At 73.3% G+C, this 4,314-nt stretch carries 6 protein-coding genes; 5 read left to right on the forward strand and 1 reads right to left on the reverse strand.

The genetic code is table 11. The annotated features are described in order from the left end of the window. Positions 1-523 (reverse strand): threonine/serine dehydratase (locus VFE05_17345; GenBank protein HET6231845.1); only part of this gene is annotated, 523 nt, incomplete at its 3' end. A gap of 122 nt (positions 524-645) precedes the next feature. On the opposite strand from VFE05_17345, the gene VFE05_17350 reads away from it, so the two are divergent. The 5 genes from VFE05_17350 to VFE05_17370 form a co-directional block, all read left to right on the forward strand. Then, positions 646-1,251 (forward strand): CoA pyrophosphatase, encoded by a 606-nt coding sequence (locus VFE05_17350; protein HET6231846.1) that lies wholly within the window; start codon positions 646-648, stop codon positions 1,249-1,251. Beyond that, positions 1,248-2,147 carry an NAD-dependent epimerase/dehydratase family protein gene (locus VFE05_17355; GenBank protein ID HET6231847.1) on the forward strand — a complete coding sequence of 300 codons (900 nt, stop codon included), beginning with the start codon at positions 1,248-1,250 and terminating at the stop codon, positions 2,145-2,147. Before VFE05_17350 ends, VFE05_17355 begins: the two co-directional genes overlap by 4 nt. A 572-nt stretch (positions 2,148-2,719) precedes the next feature. Beyond that, entirely contained in the window at positions 2,720-2,920 is a 201-nt protein-coding gene (locus tag VFE05_17360) for a hypothetical protein (protein HET6231848.1), read from the forward strand. 31 nt (positions 2,921-2,951) lie between these two features. After that, a complete protein-coding gene (locus tag VFE05_17365; protein ID HET6231849.1) occupies positions 2,952-4,025 on the forward strand; it encodes a M42 family metallopeptidase in 1,074 nt (357 codons plus the stop codon). A gap of 1 nt (position 4,026) precedes the next feature. Then, positions 4,027-4,314: hypothetical protein (locus VFE05_17370; protein HET6231850.1), on the forward strand; the 288-nt coding region annotated here is incomplete at its 3' end.

The raw sequence follows: 4,314 nt of genomic DNA on the forward strand, positions 1-4,314 counted from the left end.
CCACCACGCAGACCTCCATCTCCGGGCACTGCTCCAGCAGCTCCAGGCCGATGGTGCCCTGCCCCGCCATGATGGCGTCGTCGTCGAAGGGATGGATGAGCGTGAGGCCGCGCTCGTCGCGCAGCTCAAGCGCGCGCGCCATCGCTTCGTCGTAGACGGATCCGTGGAGCACCACCTCCGCGCCGAAGCGGCGGGTGTTCGAAACCTTCACCAGCGGCGTGCGCTCCGGCATCACGATGGTGGCGGGGATGCCCAGCCGCTGCGCGTGGCAGGCCACGCCCTGCGCGTGGTTGCCCGCGCTGGCCGCGATCACCCCACGGCGCCGCTCGTCGTCCGAGAGCGCGAGCATGCGGTTCAGCGCGCCGCGCTCCTTGAACGAGCCGGTGCGCTGCAGGTTCTCGAACTTGAACCACGCGTGGCCGCCGAACATCTCCCCGAACGTCTCGCTGGGGGTGCAGGGCGTCACCACGACCTGTCCGGCGATGCGCTCGCGGGCGGCGGTGATGTCTTCGAAGCGGAGCATGGCGGGGGCGTCGGTAGGTGGGCCCGCGGCACGTTGCCCGGGCGGTGCCGATGTGATAACCTCCCCCCGCGGGCGGGGCAAGGGCCGCGCCCGCGCCACCCGCGCACCCCCGGCACCGGCCCGTGCACCACCGCAGCATCACCGCGCTACGGCGCGCGCTGGCCGCCCGCGCCGCGCAGGTACACCCGCCGCACACGCCCGCGCCGCGGGCCGCCGTGGCACTCCTCCTGCGGCCCGCGGGGGACGACCTGGAGCTGCTGCTGATCCGCCGCGCCGACCGGGCGGGCGACCCGTGGTCCGGCCACATGGCGCTCCCCGGCGGCCGGGCCGAGCCTGCGGACGCGGACTCGCGCGCCACCGCCGCGCGCGAGACGCGGGAAGAGGTCGGCATCGACGTCGAAGCCGGCGGCGAGTGGCTGGGCGCGCTCGACGAGCTGTATCCCCGGTCGGGCGCCCCGTCCATCGTCGTCGCGCCGCACGTGTTCGCCGTCCCCGCATCCACCGAGGCCGTGCCCAACCACGAGGTGGCCGAGGCGCTGTGGATCCCCCTCGCCGAGCTGGCGCACCCCGAGGCGGCCACGGAGTACGTGTACCGCATGGAAGGCGGCGGCTCGCGCTCGTTCCCGGCGTACGGGGCGCGCGGAAACGTCGTGTGGGGCCTCACCTACCGCATGCTCTCGCAGTTCCTGGAGCTGCACGCCGCACTCGACGCGGAGGACGCACGGTGACACCGGCGCGCGCGCTGATCGTGGGATGCGGATACGTTGGCCTGCGCCTGGCGCGGCGCCTCACGTCGCAGGGCGTGGCCGTGATGGGCACCACGCGGACCCCCGCCCGGCTGGCCCAGATCGAGGCCGCCGGCGCCGTGCCCGCCCTGGCCGACGCGATGGACCCGGCCACGCTGCGCCCGCTCGTGGCGTGGCGCCCGCACGTGGTGTTCGACACCGTCCGCCCTCACCGCACCGGGGCGGACCGCTACACGGTGGAGAACACCGACAACGTGGTCGCCGCCCTCGCCGAGGCTCCCCCGGAAGCCGTCGTCTACGTCAGCAGCACCTCCGTGTACGGCCGCCGCGAGGGCGAGCTGACGGACGAGGACACGCCTGTCGCGCCGTCTTCGCCCGCGGGCGAGGCGCGCGTGGCGGCCGAGGGGGCGTACCTGGACGCGTGGCGCGACCACGGGCTGCCCGTGCGCATCTGCCGCGTGCCGGGCATCTACGGGCCCGGGCGGACGCTGCGGGAGCGGCTGGAAAGCGGCGCGTACCGGCGGCTGGACGACGAGAGCCACTGGGTCTCGCGCATCCACGTGGAGGACCTGGCGGCGGGGCTGATCGGCGCGTGGCGGAAGGGCGTGCCGGGCGGCATCTACCTGCTCTGCGACGACCAGCCCGTCACCGGAGAGGAGTACGCCGCGCTCACGGCCGGCCTGCTGGGCCTCTCGCTGCCGCCGGCCGTGTCGCGCGACGACATCCGCCACGAGCTGACGGCCAGCGCGTTCGAGCGGCGCGTGGGCGCCCGCCGCTGCAGCAACCGCCGCATGCGCGAGGAGCTGGGCGTCACGCCGCTCTACCCGTCGGTCCACGTGGGCGTCCCCGCCGCCCTCCGCGAAGAAGGCGCGATCTGACGGGTTCGCGAACGCCGTCCGTAGATGCAACCCGGCGCCGACGATCTTCCACGCGTAGGGGTGCGATTCATCGCATCCGAAAACGCCTCCGGCGCAACGATGGCCGGACCGTAGATTGATGGATGAGAACGCTTGCCGACGAGATCTCGGGTCGGTAGATGACCGGCTGATCGGCGCCGACGCCGCAACATCCGCCTCTCCCGGCGGGGCTCGTCCCGATCCGATGTAGCTCGCGATCAGCTCCGTCCCCGCAGCCGGCTGTTCGACTTCGTCGCACCGGGCGGCGGACGGCGTCATCTGCATCATCCGACGCCGCGGCGGGATTCGTGCAGTGCGCTGCCGGGCTTGCATTGCGCTCCGCACGGACCCTACGGGGACAAAGCGCGCGTAACCCATTCCCCCCACGCGGCATCCGGAGCGCCGCGCGTCGCACGATGGGGACTGTGGATGTGGAGCCGGGGCTCGCCCGCGCGAGCCGCACGCCGCGCGGAACGCCCGGCCGCATTGCGGCGTGCGGCACCCGCCGCAGATGGACGGAGTTCACGCCCACGAACCACACGGCACGGAGCGGCATGCCCCGAGAGACGTTCACGCTGGAGCTGACCGCCCGCCAGGCCACCGCGCTGCGGGCGCTCGCCGAGCGGGAGGACCTGCCGCCCGAGGTCTACGCCGCCGAGGTGCTGGTGAAGCACCTCTACCACGCCTACACGCCCGACCTGGCGCGCCGCACCGGCGCCCCCGCGGGCAGCGACGACGGAGCCGGCCCGCGGTGAGCCGCTCCCCACCCTACCACGCAGCCCGCTGATGCACGAAAGCTCGGTCACCTTCCTTCGGCAGCTCCTGGACACCCCCGGCCCGTCCGGGTTCGAAACCGCCCCCGCCCGCCTGTGGCGCGCCGAGGCGGAGCGCTTCGCCCACCGCGTGGACGTGGACGTGGCGGGCAACTCCGCCGCCACGGTGGGCTCCGGCGGCGCCCCGCGCGTGATGCTCGCCGGCCACATCGACGAGATCGGGGTGATGATCACCCACGTGGACGACGACGGCTTCCTGTACGTGGACGGCATCGGCGGGTGGGACCCCGAGGTGCTGGTGGGCCAGCGCCTTCGCTTCCTCACCCGCCGCGGCGACATCGTCGGCGTGGTGGGGAAGAAGCCCATCCACCTGATGAAGCCCGACGAGAAGGACAAGGCCGTGAAGATGATCGACCTGTGGGTCGACGTCGGCGTCGCCTCGCGGGCCGAGGCCGAGGCGCGCGGCATTCGCGTGGGCGACCCCGGCGTGGTGGACACGCGCCTGGTGGAGCTGGGCAACGGCCTCATCGCCTCGCGCTCGGTCGACAACCGCATCGGCGCGTTCGTGGTCCTCGAAGCCCTCCGCCGCCTCGCGGAAGGCGAACGCCCCGCGGCGGAGGTGACCGCCGTCGCGACCACGCAGGAAGAGATCGGCTACAGCGGTGGCGGGGCGCGCGTCTCGGCCTTCAAGCTGGACCCGCAGGTCGCCATCGTGGTCGACGTGACGTTCGCGACCGACGCGCCGGGCATCGACAAGAAGCAGGTGGGCGAGCGGAAGATCGGCAGCGGGCCGGTGCTGGCGCGCGGCTCCGCCATCCACCCCCTGGTCTTCGAGCGGCTGGCGGAGACGGCCGAAGCCGAGGGCATACCGTACAGCATCCAGGCGAGCCCCAAGTTCACCTCCACCGACGCGGACGCCATCTACCTGAGCGGCCACGGCGTCGCGACAGGCGTCATCTCCGTGCCCAACCGCTACATGCACAGCCCCAACGAGGTCGTGTCGATGGCCGACCTGGACGCCACCGTGCGCCTCATCGCCGCGTTCTGCCGCGGCCTGGACGCGGACACCAGCTTCGTGCCGCGCTGACGTGCTTACCATCGACGAGCTGGAGATGGGCGCGCCGCTGGAGGCGTGCTTCCACGCGGGGGCCGACGTGGAGCGCTGGCCGGAGTGGCTGCCGCACTATCGCTGGGTCCGCTTCCAGCGCAAGGACGCCTTCGGCACCGGGCTGGTGGAGATGGCCGCACGGCGCGGCTTCGGTCCTCTCGCATGGCCGGTGTGGTGGGCCTCGGAGATGCACCTGGACCACCAGCGTCCGGCGGTCATCTACCGGCACGTGGACGGGATCACGAAGGGGATGGACGTGGAGTGGACG

It is taken from the genome of Longimicrobiaceae bacterium, assembly GCA_035696245.1.
Classification (GTDB): domain Bacteria; phylum Gemmatimonadota; class Gemmatimonadetes; order Longimicrobiales; family Longimicrobiaceae; genus DASRQW01.